Genomic DNA, 17,796 nt, shown 5'->3' on the forward strand with positions numbered 1-17,796 from the left:
TGCCAGTTCTTTAACGGTTCTCTTCCAGCCACGCCACCGCCTGCTCGCCGGCCGCCTTGCCTTGTGCCAGGCAGGCCGTCAGCAGGTAGCCGCCTGTGGGCGCTTCCCAATCCAGCATTTCCCCCGCCAGGAACACGCCCGGCATGGCGCGCAGCATGCTGCCGTCGATGCCGTCGAAGGCCACGCCGCCGGCGCTGCTGATGGCTTCATCGATGGGGCGCGGGCACTGCAGGGTCACGGGCAGCAGCTTGATTGCCCGCGCCAATTTGGCTTCTTCGGCAAAGTCGGCCGCGCTCAGGCATTCGCGCAGCAAGCCCGATTTCACGCCCTTGATGCCCAGCCGGCTTTGCAGATGGCTGGACATGGAACGGGCGCCACGCGGGCGCGTCACTTCCTCGAACACGCGTTCATGACTGTGGTCGGGCGCCAGGTCGAGCCAAATGGTGGTGCTACCCTCGGCGGCGATCTGCTCGCGCAGCGCGGCCGACAACGCATAAATCAGGCTGCCTTCGACGCCACCCGCCGTGATGACGAACTGCCCCTGGCGCTTGATCATGCAGCCGTCGATGTCGCGCGCCGTGATGGCCACCGTCGTCAGCGGTTCACCCGCATGGCGGCTGCTGAAATGCGCGCTCCAGTCCACGTCGAAGCCGCAATTGGCCGGCGCCAAAGGCGCCACGGCCACGCCGCGTTCCTGCAGCAGCGGCACCCAGGCGCCGTCCGACCCCAGCCGCGCCCAACTGCCGCCGCCCAGGGCCAGGATCACGGCGTCGAATGCGCGCAGGCGTTCGCCGTCCGGCGTGGCAAAGGCCAGCTGACCATCGCGCCAGCCCGTCCAGCGGTGGCGCATGTGAAATTGCACGCCCGCTTCGCGCAGGCGGTGCAGCCAGGCGCGCAGCAGCGGCGCGGCCTTCATGTCAGTCGGGAAGACGCGGTTCGAGGAGCCGACAAAGGTATCCACGCCCAGGCTGCTCACCCAGTCGCGCACTTTTTGCGGGCCGAACTGGTCCAGCGCCGGCTTGATCCAGCGCGCCGGTCTGCCGTAGCGCGAAACGAAGGAATAGTAGTCTTCCGCGTGCGTGATGTTCATGCCGCCGCGCCCCGCCAGCAGGAATTTGCGGCCGACGGAAGGCATGGCGTCAAACAGTTCCACCTTGGCCCCCTGGTCGGTAGCCGCCTGGGCGGCCATCAGACCGGCAGGGCCGCCACCGATGACGGCGATGTGAAAGGGAGGAAGGCTGGAATGGGTCATGGCAAGCTGGAAGACGGTGAAAACCCCGGCATTTTAGTCGAGATAAAGCCCGGAGATGGCAAGAATGCCGAAAAATGATGCATACTGCGTTGATATGCTGCAGCGATCAGCAGCTAGCCTTTACGAGACAACGAGACGACAAGAGGAGAAACACATGGGCGCAGGATTCTGGATTTCCCGCTATTTGCTGGCCAGCTCGATTTTATTCATCATCCTGACGGTGGTCGAGTACAGCAAGGGTACCACCAGCCAGGCCGACATCCTCAGCGCCCTGGCCTGGTCGCTGGTGGCATCTGCCATCTTCATCGGCTCGAAGTACTGGCGCTACCGCAAAGCCATCGCCTGCGCCACGTGCAGCGATACCACGCCCAGCAAGCCGAAAACCAAGTCATCATGAAAAAATGGCCACTTCGATGAAGTGGCCGGTTCATTTGGACAAGCGGGATCAGCCGCCCGTCACGGGCGGAAAGAATGCCACTTCATCGCCGTCCGCAATCACCGTATCGGCATCGCACATCACCTGCTTGTGCGCCATGCGCAGCGCGCGGCCCTGCGCCAGCGCATATTCCCAGTTGCCGCCGCGGGCGATCAGGTAGGCACGCACCTCGCCCACCGTCAGCAGCGGCTCGGCTACTTCCAGCACTTCCTGGGCCGTGCCCACCAGCTCGCGCACGCTGGCGAAAAAACGCAGATTGATCTTCATCAAGGCTTCCTTAGTACAGCAATTCGTTAAACGGGATAAAACGCAGCATGTCGCCACGCGCGATCGACAGCCCCGGCGGGCAATCGATCAAGCCGTCGCCCCACACGGTGGACGTCAGCACGCCCGAACTCTGGTTGGCGAACAGTTCCAGTTCGCCCTCGTCATTGACCTTGGCGCGTAAAAACTCGTTGCGCTTGTCCGCCTTCAGGCGTTCGAAATTGGCCGGCAGCTTGTAGCTGCGCGGCGCCAGATTGCCCGCCACGCCTTGCAGGCGCAAAATGAACGGGCGCACGAACAGTAAAAAAGTGACAAAGCTGGAGACGGGATTGCCAGGCAAGCCGACAAAAAACGCGTCCTGCACTTCGCCAAACGCCAGCGGTTTGCCCGGCTTGACGGCGATCTGCCACATGTTCAGGCGCCCTTCCGCTTCCACGGCCGGCTTGATATGGTCTTCCTCGCCCACGGACACGCCGCCCGAGGTGATGATCAAATCATTGCCCTGGGCCGCCTGGCGCAGCACGGCGCGCGTGGCCTCCAGGCTGTCTGGCACGATGCCCAGGTCCGTGATCTCGCAGCCGAGGTTTTCCAGCAAGCCGCGCAGGGTAAAACGGTTCGAGTTGTAGACGGCGCCCGGCGCCAAAGGTTCACCGGGCATGGCCAGCTCGTCGCCCGTGAAAAACACGGCCACGCGCAGCTTGCGCAGCACCGGTACTTGCGCCAGGCCCACCGAGGCGGCCAGGCCCATTTCCTGGCTGCGCAAGCGCCTGCCCGCACCCAGGATCACGCCACCGGCGCGGATATCCTCGCCCTGGCGGCGCACCCATTCGCCCGCCTGCGGCACGTGATTCACCGTCACCACGCCATCGGCCACCGTGCATTGCTCTTGCATCACCACGCAATCGGCGCCCTCCGGCAGCAACGCGCCGGTAAAGATGCGCGCCGCCGTCCCCGGCTGCAGGGGCTGGCCCACGTGGCCGGCCGCGATGCGCTGCGACACGGGCAAGCTGGCCGCGCCGCTGGCGCAATCCTGCGCGCGCACGGCGTAACCATCCATCTGCGTATTGTCGCGCTCGGGCACGTTCAGGGTCGACGTCTGCGCCGTGGCCAGCACGCGGCCGTTGGCGCGCATGGTGTCAATGTGCTCCACCTCGGCCACCGGGCGCGCCGCGCCCAGCATGAAGGCTTGCGCCTCGGCCACCGACAGCATGGGTTTGCGTTGTGCGGTCGGATCGTTCATCACAGGCTCGCTCATCACAGGCTCGCTCATCACAAGCCCGTATTTGCGGCGATGTACGCCTTCATCTTTTCCACGTCGGCATCCATCACGACGAACTTTTGCGGCAAGTCTTCGATGTTCTCGAAGCCCTTTGGCCGTTCCGCGTCCACGCCCAGCGCTTCGAGGATAGTTTCGTTGAACTTGGCCGCCAGCGCCGTTTCCAGCACGATCATCGGCACGTTCGCTTCCATGTGCTCGCGCGCCACCTTGATGCCGTCGGCCGTGTGCGTGTCGATGGTGATGCCGTAGTCGTCGGCCACGTCGCGGATGGTGTCGAGGCGATCCTGGTGCGTGGACTTGCCCGACTTGAAGCCATATTTGGCCACCAGCTTGAACTCGTCGCCATCGCTGCCAGGCTTGCCGGACAGGTCGAAGCCGCCGTGCGTTTCCACTTTGGTAAACAGCGCGCGCACACGCTCGCTGTCGCGGCCCACCAGATCATAGACGAAGCGCTCGAAATTCGACGCTTTCGAGATATCCATCGACGGGCTGCTGGTGTGGTAGGTTTCGGCCGACTTGCGCACGCGGTAGACGCCCGTGCGGAAGAATTCGTCGAGTACGTCGTTTTCATTCGTCGCTGCCACCAGTTTCGAGATGGGCAAGCCCATCATGCGGGCGATATGGCCGGCGCAGATATTGCCAAAGTTGCCCGACGGCACCGTGAACGACACTTTTTGCTCATTGCTGGTGGTGGCCGCCAGGTAGCCGCGGAAGTAGTATACGACTTGCGCCACGACACGCGCCCAATTAATGGAATTGACGGTGCCGATCTTCTGCTTTGCCTTGAACGGCAAATCGTTCGACACGGCCTTCACCATGTCCTGGCAATCGTCGAACACGCCTTCGACGGCGATGTTGACAATGTTCGGGTCTTGCAGGCTGAACATCTGCGCCGTCTGGAAGGCGCTCATTTTCTTGTGCGGCGAGAGCATGAAGACGCGGATGCCCTTCTTGCCGCGCATCGCGTATTCGGCCGCGCTGCCCGTGTCGCCCGACGTGGCGCCGAAGATATTGAGTTCGGCGCCCGTCTTGGCCAGGGTGTATTCAAACAGGTTGCCCAGCAACTGCATGGCCATGTCCTTGAAGGCCAGGGTCGGGCCGTTCGACAGCGCCTGCAGCATCAGGGTGGTCTGGCCGCCCTTGACGACGTTTTCTTCGAGCACGCGCAGCGGCGTGATGTCGGCCGCGTTTTCGCCGGCGCGGGCGTTCTTGTAGACTGCCTTGGTATAGGTTTTCGCCGTCAGTGCCTTCAGGTCCGCGGCCGGGATGTCGGTGGCGAACTTCTTCAGGATTTCGAATGCCAGGTCGGCATACGACAATGCGCGCCAGGCGTTGAGCTCGGCACCAGTGACTTGCGGGTAGTGTTCTGGGAGATACAGTCCGCCATCGGGGGCCAGGCCGCCCAGGAGGATGTCGGAGAATTGCTGCAAAGAAGACTGTTGCGACTGCGATGGCGCTGTATCAGCGCGGGTAGACACGTAGTGCATAAATTTGAAGAGTCCAGTTGAGCTGAGTGCGGTTGATCATGAATGGCAGCGGATATTATAGTGCCAGCCGCTCGCCAAGGCGAATCACATGCGTACGCAGCCGGCCTGGCCCCCGCGCCTGTTGTCAAACAGCAGCGCCCGGTAGAGCTGAAAGCATTGCACTTTGGAAATTTTTTATGGCGAGATCAACACCCCGCATAAAGATGCACCCGCATACTGGCGCGTGCGCCTGATTTGCGCCACACTGGTACTTGTCGGCCGAATTGCGGCCATTCATGGAACCGGCCATGTCGCTGAGTAAAAAACCGTATCTGCAAAGCGCTGCGCTGCGCCCTGACGCCGTCGTCGACCTGGACCACTATCCGTTCACCATCCCCGCCATCCGCGACTTCGTGCAGATGGACTTCCACCGCGACGTGACGTTTTTCGTGGGCGAAAATGGCAGCGGCAAGTCGACCATGCTCGAAGCGCTGGCCGTGGGACTGGGCTTCGGCAAGGATGGCGGCACGCGCAACGTACGCATCGCCCTGCCATCGGACGAGGAATCGGGCTTGCACGCGCATCTGCGCCTGAGCAAGAGCTACAAGAAACCCGATGACAGTTATTTTTTGCGCGCCGAGAGCTTTTTCAACGTCGCCACCTACATGGACGACATGCCCGAGTACCTGGGCAGCTACGGCGGCAAGTCGCTGCACGCGCAATCGCACGGCGAAGCGTTCATGGCGACCCTGATCAACAAGCTACGGGGCAAAGGCTTATATCTGCTGGACGAGCCCGAGGCAGCGCTGTCGCCCAGCCGCCAGCTGGCCGCGCTATCGGTGATCCACCAGTTGGTGCAGGACGACTCGCAGCTGATCATCGCCACCCACTCGCCCATCCTGCTGGCCTACCCGAACGCGAAAATCCTGATGTTTACGGGCGGCGGCATCCACGAAGTGGCGTACGAAGACACGGAACACTACGCCGTGACGCGCGATTTTTTGAATAACTACCCGAGAAGGCTGGAGCAGCTGTTTGAGGAGGAGTGAGGGTGCAATAAGACGCAGCGGAAATCTGGGGTCAGACCCGGCAGGTCTGACCCCGGCACTTAGCAAGCGGCGTGGTTGACGGTGATCACGTGCACGGCCAGTCCGCCCAACGACGTTTCCTTGTACTTGTCCTGCATGTCCGCGCCCGTCTGGCGCATGGTTTCGATGACTTCGTCGAGGCTGACGAAATGCGTGCCGTCGCCCTTCAGCGCCAGCGAGGCGGCCGTGATGGCTTTCACGGCGCCCATGCCATTGCGCTCGATGCACGGGATCTGCACCAGGCCGCCGATGGGGTCGCACGTCATGCCCAGGTGGTGCTCGATGCCGATTTCGGCCGCGTTCTCGATCTGTTCATTCGTGCCGCCCAGGGCCGCCACCAGGCCGGCCGCCGCCATGGCGCAGGCCACGCCCACTTCGCCCTGGCAACCCACTTCGGCGCCCGAGATCGAGGCATTGCGTTTGCACAACATGCCGATGGCGGCGGCCGTCAGCATGAAGCGGCGCACGCCGCCGACGGGGTCGCTGGGGCGGCAATCCTGCGCGTAGTAGCGCAGCACGGCCGGGATGATGCCGGCGGCGCCGTTGGTCGGCGCCGTCACCACGCGCCCGCCAGCCGCGTTTTCTTCGTTGACGGCCATCGCGTAAAGGCTGACTAGGTGCACGGCGTCATGCGGCAAGTCGTTGGCGCGGTTGTCGGACGCCTTTGCCTCCTGCGCCAGACGCCATAATTTGGCGGCGCGGCGCTTCACGTTCAAGCCGCCCGGCAGGTTGCCCGTCGTTTCCAGGCCGTGCGCGATGCAGTCGCGCATGACGTGCCAGATGCGGTCCAGTCCTTCATTGAGTTCGCTATCGCTGCGCTTGACGCATTCGTTCGCGCGCAGCATTTCCGGGATCGACAGGCCGCTTTCCACGCCATGCGCCAGCAACTGTTCCATGGTGTCGAAGGGGAAGACGACGCGCGCGCTGGCGGCCGATTCCACCTCGGCTTCGGCCTGGGCCTCGCCCGCTTCGCGGATAAAACCGCCGCCGATCGAGTAGTACACCTTGTCGACACGGCTGCCGTCCGCCAGTTTCAGGGTAAAGCGCATGCCGTTCGGGTGCTCGGGCAAGGATTCGCTCTTGTGCCAGATCAAGCCCATGGCGGCCGTGAATGGCACCACCTGCGTGCCCAGCAACGCGATCTCGCCGGCTGCCTCGACGGCAGCCAGCTTGCTGTCGACGGCATCGGGCACCACGTCTTGCGGCGTTTCGCCCATCAAGCCAAGAATGACGGCCTTGTCCGTGGCATGGCCCACGCCCGTCAGCGCCAGCGAACCATACAGGGCCGCCTCGACGCCCACTACCTGGTCCAGCGGACCGTATTCGACCAGAAAACGCCGCGCCGCTGCCATCGGCCCCACGGTATGGGAACTCGACGGCCCGATGCCGATTTTAAACAGGTCAAATACGCTCATGTCCATATAGTGTCTCTTTATATTAGTATGTTTTTATGAAAGCGGGTTCGTACTTCAGGCAGCCTGCGCAGCCTGCCCCGCATCGACATTGGCCAGCATGTCGGTGACCATCTGCTCGACGCCGATCTGCGCCTTCCAGCCCCAGTCCGCACTGGCCTTGCTGTCGTCCAGGCTTTGCGGCCAGCTGTCGGCGATGGCCTGGCGGCTGTCCGGCTTATAGCTGATCTTGAAGTCCGGCACCATGTGCACGATGGCTTTGGCCAGCTGCTCCGGGTTGAACGACACGCCCGCCACGTTGTAGGATGAACGGATCTTGATCTGCGACACAGGCGCGTCCATCAGTTCGATGGTGGCGCGGATCGCGTCGGGCATGTAAATCATCGGCAAGGTGGTGTTCGCATCGAGGAAGCAATCATAGCGTTCGCCGCGCAAGGCCGCATGGAAGATGGCGATGGCGTAATCGGTGGTGCCGCCGCCCGGAGGCGATTTATAGCTGATGATGCCCGGGTAGCGGATGCTGCGCACGTCCACGCCATACTTGTTGAAGTAATACTCGCACAGGCGCTCGCCGGCCAGCTTGCTGATGCCGTACATCGACGTCGGGTCCATCACCGTCATTTGCGGCGTGTTTACCTGCGGCGTGTTCGGGCCGAAGGCGGCGATCGACGATGGCCAGAAGATGCGCAAAGGTTTACCTGTTTCGCCCCGCTCGCGCGCCAGTTCCAGGATATTCAGCAAGCCGTCCATGTTCAGGCTCCACGCCTTCAAGGGCGCCGCCTCGCCCGTGGCCGACAACATGGCCGCCAGTTGGTACACCTGGGTGATGTTTTCATCGGCGATGATTGTCGCCAGGCCGTCCTTGTCCAGCACATTCAATTGCGCGTAACGCTTGGCCTGGTACAGATTATTCGTGCCGATGTCGCTGGCGATGACGTTGTCCGCGCCGTGCTGCTGTGCGAGCGCGCCCACCAACTCACTACCGATTTGGCCGTTTGCGCCGATGACTAAGATGCGTTCCATGCTATTTTCCTGAATTCTTGTTAATTAGTAGTGGTAGTGGTCAGCAGACCGAGTTCCTTGCCTGCCTGCTCGAAGGCAGCCAGCACTTGCACCAGCTGTTCGCGCGTATGCGCGGCCGACAGCTGTACGCGGACACGCGCCTGGCCCATCGGCACGACCGGGTAGAAGAAGCCCGTCACCAGCACGCCCAGTTCATACAGGCGGGCGGCGAATTGTTGCGCCACTGGGGCGTCGAACAGCATCACGGGAACGACCGGATGCGTGCCCGGCTTGATGGTAAAGCCGATGCGCTCGATCTCGCTGCGGAAGAACGCCGTGTTTTCGTGCAGGCGATCGCGCAGTTCCGTCGACTTGGCCAGGCGGGCCAAAACCGACAGCGAAGCGCCGGCAATCGATGGCGCCAAAGTATTCGAAAACAGGTAAGGTCTCGATTTCTGGCGCAGCGTGTCGATGACTTCCTTGCGTGCCGAGGTAAAGCCGCCCATGGCGCCGCCCAGGGCTTTGCCCAGGGTGCCGGTAATGATGTCGATGCGGCCCATCACATTGTGGTGTTCGTGCGTGCCGCGGCCCGTCGCGCCCATGAAGCCGGAAGCGTGACATTCGTCGATCATCACCAGCGCGTCATACTTGTCGGCCAGGTCGCAGATCTTGTCCAGTTGCGCTATCGTGCCATCCATCGAGAACACGCCGTCCGTGACGATGACCTTGTGGCGCTTGCCGGCGGCAATCGCCGCCTGCAGCTGCACTTCCAGGTCGGTCATGTCGTTGTGCGCATAGCGGTAGCGGCCAGCCTTGCACAGGCGGATGCCGTCGATGATGGAAGCGTGGTTCAGCGCGTCCGAGATGATGGCGTCGTTTTCATCGAACAGGGGCTCGAACACGCCGCCGTTGGCGTCGAATGCGGCCGCGTACAGAATCGTATCTTCGGTACCGAGGAAGCTGGAAATGGCCTGTTCCAGTTCCTTGTGCACGGTTTGCGTGCCGCAGATGAAGCGCACGGACGACAGGCCGTAGCCGTATTTTTGCGTGGCGGCAATAGACGCTTCCTGCGTCTGCAGGTCGCCGGACAGGCCCAGGTAGTTATTCGCACACATATTGATCAGGGTACGGCCATCGTCGCACACCACTTCGGCGCCCTGGCGCGAGGCGATCACGCGCTCGGGCTTGTACAAGCCCTGCTGGCGCAGTTGATCGAGATTCTGTTGCAGACCGCTGAAAAAGGTGTTCTTCGCTTGCTCGCTCATGATGATCCTTGTGTGTCCCTGTTGTATGGATGGTATCCGGGTAACCTCAGCCTCCATAGGGGGAGCGGCCGCTTGACCGGTGCGCGCAGTATGCTGTACCGTGAAGCGCTGTTTGAAGTCTACACGTTTCCGTGTTTTTCCTCAAAATCCACTATTTCGAACTGAAATTCAATATAGTGGATATTACCCAAGCCTTTTGAACTTTGCAAGCCACCTGCCGATGAAAACCAGCGTTTCGACCAATTCCCCCCCAGAAGTGGGTGCCACCCTGCAACGGCTGCGCCTGGCGCGTGGCTTGACACTGGAGGATTTGTCGCGCATCGCGGGCGTCTCAAAGTCCATGTTGTCGCAAATCGAGCGCGAAAAAGCCAATCCCACGATCGCCATCACGTGGCGCCTGGCCAACGCCCTGGGCGTGCAGATCGGCGAATTGCTGTCCAGCGCGGAAAAAGCCGTGGAAACCATCCGCATCACGGACGCCCATGAAACCCCCACCCTGCCCGGCGACCACGCGGGCTACGTGCTGCGCATCCTGGGGCCGATGGAACTGGCGGGCAAATACGAATGGTATGAAGTGACCCTGGCGCCGGGCGGCGAACTGGCATCGCAGCCGCACGACCCGGGTACCACCGAGCATTTGACGGTGATCCATGGCAACCTGGAGCTGGAAGTGGGTACAGCGAAGAAAAAGGTCAAGAATGGCGGCACGGCACGCTATCCGGCGGACCAGCCGCATACCATCCGCAATCTGGGCAAGACCGAGGGCAAGGCACTGCTGGTGGTGATTCATCGATAAGCGCCGCCAGCAGTGCGCAATATGCATAAATGTCTATGCTAAGATTTTAGAATAGACAAGATTTCCAGGCCTGGATGTCTTCGCAGAGCGTCGCGGCACATCCCGGCTCGTCCCAACTCCGCCACACTGCGCGCGGCATCCAGGCATCCACTGTTTTTACGAAGCCCACGCGATGACCATTTCCGACAGCACCACCACCTTCCACAACAAGCAAGTCGTCGAGTACGACCCGGACTTGCCCTTCGATGCGTCACCCGATATCGTCTACCGTTTGTCGCTCGAGTACGACGACAAGCGCAAGATGGATGAACTGATCGCCGGCTTCCTCGCCAAGACCGACAGAAATGCACTCGAAGCGCTGATCATCGGCATGTGGGGCGACCCGTACGAATCGGGCGCCGACGAAGTGATCGCTGCGCTGATCGCCCAGGCACCGCAGCTGCCCAACTTGCGCGCCCTGTTCATCGGCGACATGACGTACGAGGAATGCGAAATCTCATGGATCGTGCAAGGCAGCTACAAGCCCCTGCTGGACGCCTTCCCGCAGTTGCAGGAATTGCGCATCCGCGGCGGCAATGAACTCGTCATCGAACCGTTCGCGCACCAGCACCTGCGTCGGTTCACCATCGAAGCGGGCGGCCTCGATCAAAAGATCGCCGAAGCGCTGGCGCAATCGAGCATGCCTCAGCTGGAACACCTGGAACTGTGGCTGGGCACGGACGAGTACGGTTTTTCCGGCGACGTGGCGCTGTACCGCAAGGTGCTGGCGCAGCTGACCGTGCCCACCCTGCGCTACCTGGGCTTGCGCGACGCGCAAATCGCCGACGACCTGGCCGTGTGGCTGGCGGCAGAACCGCTGGTGGCGCAGCTCGACACGCTGGACCTGTCGCTGGGCACCATCGGCGACCTGGGCGCCGTGGCCGTGCTCAATCACACGCAGCTGGGCAAGTTGAAGCGCCTGGACCTGTCGCACCACTACATTTCCGAGGAAAACCAGGCGAAACTGAAGGCGCTGCCCTTCGAAGTGGTACTGGACGACCCGCAGGAAGAGGACGAAGACGACGGCGAAAGCTACCGCTACGTGGCCGTGGGCGAATAAGCGGAGCTGTATCCATTGCCCACACACCTTACCCTGCTGGCAACGCAGGGCAGCAAGCGCGTGCGCCTGATGCAGGCGGCGCGCGCGCAACTGCGCCTGCCGCCCGCGCAAGTGCTGGAGTGGCGCGACTGGCTGGCGCAGCCGGCGCGACTGGAGGAGGCATTGCGCCAACACTGCCTGTTGAAGATCGAACCGCCCGGCGACGATCCTGCCGCCCATTTGCAATTGCTGCAGGCGGGCTGCCGGCTGCTGGACCGTCCGCTGGTCGATGCGCCCGCGCATGGCGAACTGCTGGCCATGGATGCCTGGTTTGCCGGTTTTGCCGCCGCCATGGTCTCCCTGGCGGCGCAACTGGCCGAGCTGCCGCAGGCGCGCGTGGTCAATGCGCCGGCCGAAATCAGCCTCATGACGGACAAGCTGGCGTGCCAGCGCCACCTGGCCGCGCACGGCGTACCCATACCTGCCTTGCTGGGGACCGTGGAGAGCTACGACCATTTGCAGTCGCTGCTGCATGAGCATGACCTCGACCGCGTGTATCTGAAACCGCGCTACGGCTCGTCCGCGTCCGGCGTCGTCGCCTACCGGCACAACAGGACGGGCCGCCAGCAAGCCACCACCTCGGCCAACTTGTCGCGGGCGGACGGCCAGACACGTTTGTTCAATGTCAAGCGCATGGCGCGCTACGAGGCAGCGGCCGACATCGCGGCCCTCGTCGACGCGCTGGCCGCGCAGGAACTGTACGCGGAAGCGTGGCTGGACAAGCCGCGCTGCGGCGACAGCCATTACGATCTGCGCGTGGTGACCGTGGCGGGCCGGCCCGCGCACCGGGTGGCGCGCATCGGCGACCAGATGATGACCAATCTGCACCTCGACAACCGGCGCGGCGACGCGGCCGGCCTTTTGAACGAAGCCGATCTGGCGGCGCTGGAAGCCGCCAGCGCCCTGGCCGCGCGCGCCTTCCCGGCCAGCCACGTAACGGGCTATGACCTCGTGGTGCGCCACAGCCAGGCCCGCGTGCTGGAAGCGAATGCCTTCGGCGACCTGCTGCCAGGACTGCTGTGGCAAGGCGCAGACACTTACGCAGCCCAACTGACATATGTTTAAAGACACACCGGCCATCCCCGACATGCACGCCATCGTGGGCAGCCACGACATCGTCTTCATCACGCTCGACACCCTGCGCTTTGACGTGGCGCAAGCGCTGTATGAGGCGGACGAATTGCCCGTGCTGGGGCGCTTCTTGCCGCCCGGTGGCTGGGAACGGCGCCACTCGCCCGCCACGTTCACCTATGCGGCGCACCAAGCCTTCTTCGCTGGCTTTTTGCCCACGCCGGCCGCGCCGGGACGCCATCCGCGCCTGTTCGCCAGCGCTTTTGCGGGCAGCGAAACCACCTCGCCGCGCACGTTTGCGTTCGAGGAAGCGGACCTTCCTGCGGCGCTGGCCGCGCGCGGCTACCGCACTGTCTGCATCGGCGGCGTGGGCTTCTTCAACAAGCAGACCGCCCTGGGCACGGTGCTGCCGTCGCTGTTCCAGGAAAGCCACTGGAGCGCGGGCATGGGCGTGGCAAGCCGCCATTCGACGCAAAAACAGGTGGCGCTGGCCATCGAACGCCTGGCGGACGGCGCACAACGCACCTTTTTATTCATCAACGTGGCCGCCCTGCACACGCCGAACCGCGCCTACCTGCCCGGCTGCCGCGCCGACTGCCTGGAAAGCCAGGCGGCGGCCCTGCGCTATGTGGATGGCGCGCTGGCACCCCTGTTTGCCGCCTGCGCCGAGCGCGCGCCCACCTTTGCCATCGTCTGCTCGGACCACGGCAGCGCGTATGGCGAAGACGGCTACCGGGGCCACAGGGTGGCCCATGACAGCGTGTGGAACGTGCCGTATGCGCACTTTTTCATCACCCCCGATACCGATACACCTCCCAAGGAATCCCCACCGTGAACCCAGCCGAACAAGCTGCCACCCTGACGCAGCGCATGCGCCACACGCCCTACCAGGCGTATTCGTATTCCTATCCGCACAAGGCAGCCTACCGCGCCTTGCCGCAGGCGGCGCCGCTGGCCCCCCTGTGGGCGCAGCAGGACCGCTCCGCCCTCTTCGCCTACATCCACATCCCGTTTTGCGAGATGCGCTGCGGCTTTTGCAACCTGTTCGCCATGGCCCGTCCCGGCGCTGACATGGTCGAGCGCTATGTGCAGCAAGTGCTGGTGCAGATGCGCGCCCTGGCCGGCGCGCTGGGCGAACGGCGCTTCGCCCGCTTCGCGCTGGGGGGCGGCACGCCCACCTACCTGTCGCCCGCGCAGCTCGACACCCTGCTGTGCGGCGCGCGCGACATCCTCGGCATCGACCTACAGCACACGCCGGCCGGCATCGAAGCGTCGCCCGAAACCATCACGGCTGAGCGCCTGGCGGTCTGTCGCGCGCACGGCATCGACCGGGTCAGCCTGGGCATCCAGAGCTTTGCCGCCGGCGAGATGCGCGCGCTGGCCCGCCCCCAGCAAAACGCCACCGTCCATCACGCCATCGGTCTGATACGCGCGGCCGGCTTCCCCACCTTGAACCTGGACCTGATCTACGGCATCGCCGGGCAAACCGTCGCCAGCCTGTTGGCCTCCATCGACAGCGCACTGGCCTTCGCGCCCGAGGAAATCTATCTGTATCCGCTCTACGTGCGCGAACAGACGGGTCTCGGCAAGGTGGCCCGCCGCCAGGGCGCGCCATCGCTCAACCCCATCATGCTGGCGCAGGGCGGCGACAGCCGTTTGGCCCTGTACGCGGCTGCGCGCGACCATTTGCGCGCGCAAGGCTACGAGCAGGTGTCGATGCGCATGTTCCGCGCCCCCCATGCGCCGGAACAGAATGGGCCTTCGTACTGCTGCCAGAATGACGGCATGGTGGGCCTGGGTGCGGGTGCCCGCTCCTACACTTCGCGCCTGCATTACTCGAGCGAATACGCGGTGGCGCGCACGGACACCATCAACATCATCGAACAGTATCTCGCGCTCGATGAAGCGCGCTTTGCACAGGCCGAACATGGTTATGTACTCGACGATGCAGAACAGCGCCGCCGCTACGTGATCCAGTCGCTGCTGACCGAACCGGGTCTTGACCGCGACGCCTACGCGGTGCGCTTCGGCACGCGCTGCGAAGAAGACTTGCCGCAGCTGGCCGAACTGCACGCGCTGGAATTGGCAGAGGAAGATGGCACGCTGCTGCGCCTGAACGACCGGGGCTACAGCTACGCCGACACCATCGGCCCGTGGCTGGCCTCGAACACGGTGCGTGCGCTGATGGCCGCAGGCGGCCAGGCGTGCTGACAACACAGCCAGGCACTTTGGCCCTGCTGTACCGCGGCACGCTAGCGAGCTGCAATTACGCCTGCGGCTACTGCCCGTTTGCCAAGAAGCGCGACAGCCGCGCCACACTGGCGCGCGATGCGCGCGAAGTGGCGCGCTTTACAGATTGGGTAGCACGCCAAACGCGCCCTATCGGCATCCTGTTTACGCCCTGGGGCGAAGCGCTGGTACGGCGCCACTACCGCACCGCCATGCAAACCCTGGCCAGCCTGCCCCACGTGCGCCAAGTGGCGCTGCAGACGAATCTGTCCGGCCCCTTAGGCTGGTTGGATAACATGGACGGGCTGGAAAAAATCGGCCTGTGGTGCACCTACCACCCGGACCAGACCACCCTGGCCCGCTTTCTCGCACGCTGCGCGCGCCTGGACGCCATGGGCGTGCGCTATTCCGTGGGCGTCGTGGCGATGAACGAGCACCTGGAAGCCATCGGCGCCCTGCGCGCAGCACTGCCGTCCCACGTGTATCTGTGGTTGAACGCCTACGACCGCCGTGGCCCCGGCTACTACACGCTGGAAGACCTGGCCTGGCTGGACGCCATCGACCCGTGGTTCGCGCAAAACCGCCGCCCCTCTCCCTCGCGCAGTAAACCTTGCCTGGCGGGCGAAGCGTCGCTGTCCGTCGATGGCGATGGCGAACTGGCGCGCTGCCACTTCGTGCCCGAGCGGCTGGGGAATTTGTACGCGGATGAACTGGCCGACCTGCTGCAGGAACGCCGTTGCCCGCGCTTCAAGTGCGACTGCTATATCGGCTACGCGCAGCGCAAGGATTTGCCATTCCAGACCACGTTTGAAGATGGGGTACTGGCGCGCATCGCGCCTTTGCATCGGACGTAAAAAAGCGCGGGCCAACTGCGCCCGCGCTTTTCAATGCACAACGATTACAGGCTTACTGCGCCGCCACCTTGGCCGGCTCCGCCACTGTCGGCGTCATCTTCAGCGAACGGCTTAGGAAGCCCCAGCGATCCGCCACTTCTTCGATCTGCTTGGTCGTCGGCTTGCCGGCGCCATGGCCCGCCTTGCTGTCGATGCGAATCAGCACGGGCGCCGCGCCGCCTTGCGCTGCCTGGGCAGCGGCGGCGAACTTGAAGCTGTGGGCAGGCACGACGCGGTCATCGTGGTCGGCCGTGGTGATCATGGTGGCTGGATAGCAACCGCCCGCCTTCAGGTTGTGCAGCGGCGAGTATTTCACCAGCGCCTTGAACTGCTCGGCATCGTCCGACGAGCCGTAGTCAGGCACCCAGCCCCAGCCCACGGTGAACTTATGGAAACGCAACATGTCGAGCACGCCCACTTGCGGGATCGCCGCCGCGAACAGGTCGGGACGCTGCGTCATGGCCGCGCCCACCAGCAGGCCGCCATTGCTGCCGCCGCCGATCGCCAGTTTCGATGGCGAGGTGACCTTGTTGTCCACCAGCCACTGCGCTGCGCCTATGAAATCGTCGAACACGTTTTGCTTGTTCAGCTTGGTGCCAGCCTGGTGCCAGGCTTCGCCATATTCGCCGCCGCCGCGCAGGTTGGCCATCACGTAGACGCCGCCCATTTCCACCCAGGCAAGATTGGCCACGGAGAAGCTAGGCGTGAGGGAAATATTGAAGCCGCCATAGCCGTACAGATAGGTTGGGTTGGAGCCGTCCAGCTTCATGCCTTTTTTCGAGACGATGAACATCGGCACCTTGGTGCCATCGCGGCTGGTGAAGAATTGCTGGCGCGTTTCAAAGGCGCTCGGGTCGAAATCGACCTTCGGCTGGCGATACACCGTGCTCTTGCCCGATGTCATGTCGTAGCGGTAGATGGTCGCTGGCGTCGTAAAACTGGTAAACGAGTAGAACGTTTCCGTGTCACCACGCTTGCCGGCAAAGCCGCCCGCCGAACCGATGCCCGGCAAGGCCACTTCGCGCACCAGCTTGCCGTTCAAGTCGACGATCTTGATTTGCGTTTGCGCATCTTTCAGGTAGTCGAGCACCAGTTGGTTGTTGATCAGGTTGACAGCAACCAGGGTTTCCGCGCTTTGCGGCACGATTTCCTTCCAGTCGGCGGGCGCCGGTTTGCGCGTATCGATGGCGATCACGCGCGATTTCGGCGCCTGCTTATCCGTCTTGAAGAAGAACACGGGACCGTCATTATCGATGAAGGAGTAGGAAGCATCGAATGCTTCCAGCAAACCCACGACCTTGGCGTTTTTCTGGCGCAAGTCCTTGTAAAAGACGCGATTCTTGCGTTCCGTGCCCTGCGACGCCGTGATGATCAAGTAATTGCCATCGTCGCTGACGACGCTGCCGCCAAACGCCCATTCCTTCTGGTCGGGACGGTCGAAGACCAGCACGTCGTCGCTTTGCGGCGTGCCGATCTTGTGGAAATACAATTTCTGGAAGTAATTGATATCGGCCAGCTTGGTCGCCTCATTCGGCGCGTCATAGCGGCTGTAGAAAAAACCCTTGTTGTCCTTGGTCCACGACGCACCGGAGAACTTGGCCCACTTGATGTGGTCCGTCAAATCTTTGCCCGATTCGATGTCGCGCACCTTCCACTCGTTCCAGTCGGAACCAGAGGCGGACGTGGCGTAGGCCAGGTACTTGCCGTTCGGGCTGATCGAGGTGCCGGCCAGCGCCACCGTGCCATCCGTGGACAGGGTGTTCGGATCGAGCAGCAGACGTGGCTCGTCCGTCAGTTTTTTCACCGTGTACAGCACGGCCTGGTTCTGCAAGCCGTCATTGCGGCTGTAGAAGTAACGGCCACCCTGCTTCGTTGGCGTAGAGAAACGCTCATAATTCCACAGCTTGGTCAGGCGCTGCTTGATCGCGGCGCGCTCGGGGATGGTGCCCAGGTACGACTGCGTCAGCTTGTTTTGCGCCGCCACCCATTCGCCCGTCTCGGCGCTGTTGGCGTCTTCCAGCCAGCGGTAAGGATCGGCGATGGTGGTGCCAAAATAGCTGTCTTGCTGGTCGACTTTTTTGCTGACCGGATACGACACGGAGGCGCCATCGCCGGCCGGGCAGGATTGCGCCATGGCATTGCCACCGAAAGCGGCCAGCAAGCTGAATATGAGGGTTGCACTACGTAATTGCATGGGTTGTTTGT

16 protein-coding genes are annotated in these 17,796 nt (G+C 63.1%); 8 read left to right on the forward strand and 8 right to left on the reverse strand.

What is annotated here, in order from left to right; all coding sequences use genetic code 11:
• Window positions 1-10: 10 nt before the first annotated feature.
• On the reverse strand, window positions 11-1,252 hold the full coding sequence (locus ACQ4WP_RS07660) for a TIGR03862 family flavoprotein (RefSeq protein ID WP_436519414.1): 1,242 nt from the start codon (window positions 1,250-1,252) through the stop codon (window positions 11-13).
• 154 nt (window positions 1,253-1,406) lie between these two features.
• On the opposite strand from ACQ4WP_RS07660, the gene ACQ4WP_RS07665 reads away from it, so the two are divergent.
• Window positions 1,407-1,649 carry a hypothetical protein gene (locus ACQ4WP_RS07665; RefSeq protein ID WP_436519415.1) on the forward strand — a complete coding sequence of 81 codons (243 nt, stop codon included), beginning with the start codon at window positions 1,407-1,409 and terminating at the stop codon, window positions 1,647-1,649.
• 48 nt (window positions 1,650-1,697) lie between these two features.
• On the opposite strand, the gene moaD is transcribed toward ACQ4WP_RS07665, so the two are convergent.
• The 3 genes from moaD to thrC are packed head-to-tail and all read right to left on the reverse strand — an operon-like array spanning window position 1,698 to window position 4,718.
• The gene (moaD, locus tag ACQ4WP_RS07670) at window positions 1,698-1,955 is read right to left on the reverse strand and encodes a molybdopterin converting factor subunit 1 (protein WP_436519416.1); all 258 of its coding nucleotides are present in this window, start codon (window positions 1,953-1,955) and stop codon (window positions 1,698-1,700) included.
• 10 nt (window positions 1,956-1,965) lie between these two features.
• Window positions 1,966-3,192, reverse strand: a complete 1,227-nt coding sequence (locus ACQ4WP_RS07675; RefSeq protein WP_436519417.1) for a molybdopterin molybdotransferase MoeA — start codon at window positions 3,190-3,192, stop codon at window positions 1,966-1,968.
• 29 nt (window positions 3,193-3,221) lie between these two features.
• Entirely contained in the window at window positions 3,222-4,718 is a 1,497-nt protein-coding gene (thrC, locus tag ACQ4WP_RS07680) for a threonine synthase (RefSeq protein WP_436519418.1), read from the reverse strand.
• Window positions 4,719-5,005: 287 nt separating this feature from the next.
• Here thrC and ACQ4WP_RS07685 point away from each other — a divergent pair, with 287 nt between their 5' ends.
• The gene (locus ACQ4WP_RS07685; RefSeq protein ID WP_436519419.1) at window positions 5,006-5,746 is read left to right on the forward strand and encodes an AAA family ATPase; all 741 of its coding nucleotides are present in this window, start codon (window positions 5,006-5,008) and stop codon (window positions 5,744-5,746) included.
• A 59-nt stretch (window positions 5,747-5,805) separates the two neighbouring features.
• Here the strand turns inward: ACQ4WP_RS07685 and ACQ4WP_RS07690 are convergent, their stop codons facing one another.
• The 3 genes from ACQ4WP_RS07690 to kbl are packed head-to-tail and all read right to left on the reverse strand — an operon-like array spanning window position 5,806 to window position 9,464.
• On the reverse strand, window positions 5,806-7,206 hold the full coding sequence (locus tag ACQ4WP_RS07690) for an L-serine ammonia-lyase (RefSeq protein ID WP_436519420.1): 1,401 nt from the start codon (window positions 7,204-7,206) through the stop codon (window positions 5,806-5,808).
• A gap of 48 nt (window positions 7,207-7,254) precedes the next feature.
• The gene (locus ACQ4WP_RS07695) at window positions 7,255-8,220 is read right to left on the reverse strand and encodes an NAD-dependent epimerase/dehydratase family protein (RefSeq protein WP_436519421.1); all 966 of its coding nucleotides are present in this window, start codon (window positions 8,218-8,220) and stop codon (window positions 7,255-7,257) included.
• A gap of 20 nt (window positions 8,221-8,240) precedes the next feature.
• Entirely contained in the window at window positions 8,241-9,464 is a 1,224-nt protein-coding gene (gene kbl, locus ACQ4WP_RS07700) for a glycine C-acetyltransferase (RefSeq protein ID WP_436519422.1), read from the reverse strand.
• A 220-nt stretch (window positions 9,465-9,684) separates the two neighbouring features.
• On the opposite strand from kbl, the gene ACQ4WP_RS07705 reads away from it, so the two are divergent.
• From ACQ4WP_RS07705 to ACQ4WP_RS07730, 6 genes are all read left to right on the forward strand, one after another.
• Window positions 9,685-10,260 carry a helix-turn-helix domain-containing protein gene (locus ACQ4WP_RS07705; protein ID WP_034751403.1) on the forward strand — a complete coding sequence of 192 codons (576 nt, stop codon included), beginning with the start codon at window positions 9,685-9,687 and terminating at the stop codon, window positions 10,258-10,260.
• A gap of 172 nt (window positions 10,261-10,432) precedes the next feature.
• The gene (locus ACQ4WP_RS07710; RefSeq protein ID WP_436519423.1) at window positions 10,433-11,359 is read left to right on the forward strand and encodes an STM4015 family protein; all 927 of its coding nucleotides are present in this window, start codon (window positions 10,433-10,435) and stop codon (window positions 11,357-11,359) included.
• A 15-nt stretch (window positions 11,360-11,374) separates the two neighbouring features.
• A complete protein-coding gene (locus ACQ4WP_RS07715; RefSeq protein ID WP_436519424.1) occupies window positions 11,375-12,463 on the forward strand; it encodes an STM4014 family protein in 1,089 nt (362 codons plus the stop codon).
• A complete protein-coding gene (locus ACQ4WP_RS07720) occupies window positions 12,456-13,304 on the forward strand; it encodes an STM4013/SEN3800 family hydrolase (protein WP_436519425.1) in 849 nt (282 codons plus the stop codon). Before ACQ4WP_RS07715 ends, ACQ4WP_RS07720 begins: the two co-directional genes overlap by 8 nt.
• Window positions 13,301-14,680, forward strand: coding sequence for an STM4012 family radical SAM protein (locus ACQ4WP_RS07725; protein ID WP_436519426.1), 1,380 nt, complete (start codon window positions 13,301-13,303; stop codon window positions 14,678-14,680). The genes ACQ4WP_RS07720 and ACQ4WP_RS07725 overlap by 4 nt, the downstream gene beginning before the upstream one ends.
• On the forward strand, window positions 14,674-15,552 hold the full coding sequence (locus ACQ4WP_RS07730) for an STM4011 family radical SAM protein (RefSeq protein ID WP_436519427.1): 879 nt from the start codon (window positions 14,674-14,676) through the stop codon (window positions 15,550-15,552). Before ACQ4WP_RS07725 ends, ACQ4WP_RS07730 begins: the two co-directional genes overlap by 7 nt.
• 52 nt (window positions 15,553-15,604) lie before the next feature.
• Here the strand turns inward: ACQ4WP_RS07730 and ACQ4WP_RS07735 are convergent, their stop codons facing one another.
• Complete coding sequence (locus ACQ4WP_RS07735; protein ID WP_436519428.1) at window positions 15,605-17,785, reverse strand: prolyl oligopeptidase family serine peptidase; 2,181 nt, start codon at window positions 17,783-17,785, stop codon at window positions 15,605-15,607.
• Window positions 17,786-17,796 lie beyond the last annotated feature (11 nt).

Origin of the sequence: Janthinobacterium lyxosi (assembly GCF_051380665.1) — a bacterium.
Taxonomy (GTDB): Bacteria; Pseudomonadota; Gammaproteobacteria; order Burkholderiales; family Burkholderiaceae_D; genus Janthinobacterium.